Origin of the sequence: Nonomuraea sp. NPDC049695, from assembly GCF_040674955.1 — a bacterium.
In the GTDB taxonomy this organism is placed as follows: domain Bacteria; phylum Actinomycetota; class Actinomycetes; order Streptosporangiales; family Streptosporangiaceae; genus Nonomuraea; species Nonomuraea helvata.
Genome location: NZ_JBFANV010000215.1, coordinates 1 through 2,057, shown reverse-complemented (window position 1 = coordinate 2,057; position 2,057 = coordinate 1). Strand labels below are relative to the sequence as shown.

Annotated in this window: 2 protein-coding genes; both read right to left on the bottom strand. The window is 67.6% G+C overall.

Translation table 11 applies throughout. The features are described from left to right. Window positions 1-236: 236 nt before the first annotated feature. Complete coding sequence (bla, locus tag AB0J64_RS57095; protein ID WP_364047175.1) at window positions 237-1,256, bottom strand: class A beta-lactamase; 1,020 nt, start codon at window positions 1,254-1,256, stop codon at window positions 237-239. A 154-nt stretch (window positions 1,257-1,410) separates the two neighbouring features. After that, a partial coding sequence (locus AB0J64_RS57090) for an MFS transporter (RefSeq protein ID WP_364047172.1) occupies window positions 1,411-2,057 on the bottom strand: 647 nt, incomplete at its 5' end.

Genomic DNA, 2,057 nt, shown 5'->3' with positions numbered 1-2,057 from the left:
GCCGGCTCGCTCCGCACACGATCTGGCACGCCCGAATGATGGGAAGCCGGGACTAGCTGCCAGGACGCCCGCGACCGGAATGACCACGAGGAAGACGAGCATGCCACCCGTCAACACCAACCCGAGCACCCTGGCTTCGCCACTGAACTCGATGATGGCGAAGGCTGACCCCAGGGGCGTGACGGTGGATGGGTTGTTGACCTTCCGCCGAGCATGGTGATGGCGGCAGAGGCCTGTCAGAGCCGGCCGAGGGCTTTGGCCAGCGCGGTCGCGGCGGAGGCGATCACCTTGTCGTCATGCGGGGTGTTGTCGGTGTTGCGGTTGGTGAACACCGAAAGGATCATCGGCGCGTCAGACCCGGGCGACCAGACGATCGCCAGGTCGTTGGCGGTGCCGTAGTTGCTCGCGCCGCCGGTGCCGGTCTTGTCGCCGACCGTCCAGTCCTTGGGGAGTCCAGCCCGGATCCGGTTGGCACCGGTGAGGCTGGCCTTCAGCCAGCCGACCAGCCGCGCCCGGTCGCGGGTGTGGAGGGTCTTACCGGTGGTGAGCTTGGTGAAGGTCTGTGCGGCCGCCGCGGGGGTGGTGGTGTCGCGCTCTTCACCCGGCTCCCACTCGGTCAGGGTGGGCTCCGGTCGGTCCAGACGACTCGTCCGATCACCGGTGGCGCGGAAGAACTCGGTCAGCCCGCGCGGCCCGCCGATCTGCTTCAGCAGCGTGTTACCTGCGAAGCCGTCGGATTTGGTGATCCCGGCTCGGCACAGCTGTGCAGGTGTCATGCCGGTGTCGGTGTATTCGGTGGTCTCTGGGGAGTTCGTGGTCAGCCCGGCCATCTCGGCAGGCGTCCAGCGAACCACCTTGTCCATCAGCCCGGGGTCGCTGGTGCGTGCTTTGTGCAGTACTGCCGCGCAGGCGAACACCTTGAACATGGAGTTGAAGGGGAAGCGCTCATCGGCTCGGTAGCCGACCGTTTTACCAGTTCCCAGGTCGATGCCCACTGCGCCGATACGCCCCTGGTAGGACTTCTCCAGTTCCTGCAGCGTCTTGTCCAGGTCGGAGTCGGAGGGGGCGTTGGTCCCCGTCCGGGAGTCGACGCTGGAGGTGCTGGTCTCGCCGGTGGCGGCATCCGCCGCACTGGCGGGGCCGCTCAGCAGCGCGGAAGCGGTCAACGTCGCGATCCCTAGACGCAGGAGTGGTCGTGTCATGGCGGAGAGCAGATCAGAAACCAGCCAGGGATGTCCAATATTGATATTGATCATTTACTCATATCGATATGGATATCTGCAGGCGTCTCAAGGGCAGACGGCGCCGGTGAGTGCGCAGGGTGACCTGCCCATACCCGCATGACAGGCGGCTGACCGGCTCCCCCCGCACGGACCAGGAAGTGCGGATCAACATCGGGTGCCAGGAGGCTCAGCCTCGGGCGGCCTCCGTCATGACCTTGCGCGCGTCGCGTTCGAACGACGTCCGGGCTCTGAGCGTGAGCAGCCCGCCCGCGATCATCGGGGGCACCAGGATGTACATCCCGGCGAGCAGTGACCCGAACCGGTCCGAGGCGATGCCGACGACCAGGGAGCCGAAGGCGCCGCCACCCGTGGTGAACAGTTGCAGGACGGCGAAGCCGAGCCCGCGCGAGGCGGCCGGGACCACGTCAGCCAGGCACGCGGCCAGGTTGGGCATCGCGATCGCCAGCAGCGAGCAGGCCAGCAGGACCAGCACGGTCATCGCGCCGATCGACTCCATCGACAGCGCCACGGGCAGGACCAGCGAGCCGGTTGTGAGGCCGCTGCCGCCGGCCAGCAGCCGGCCGCCCTTGCGCGTGCCGTGCCACTTGCGGCCGAGCCACGAGCCGACCAGGGTGCCGGTCAGCGTGCCCACGACCGGGATCAATCCCGTCAGCGAGCCTGCCGTGCCCGTGCCGACGCCGAGGCTGCGCACCATGAAGGTGGGCAGCCAGTAGAAGATCCCGGACAGACCGAGCGTGAGGAGGCAGAGGCCGGCGCAGACGAAGACCAGGGTGGGTATGGCGATGACCTGCCGCAACTGCCGCCAGAACGGCA

Excerpts from the sequence above, each read along its gene's own strand:
- bla (WP_364047175.1), bottom strand. The coding sequence starts at position 1,256 with ATGATCAATATCAATATTGGACATCCCTGGCTGGTTTCTGATCTGCTC.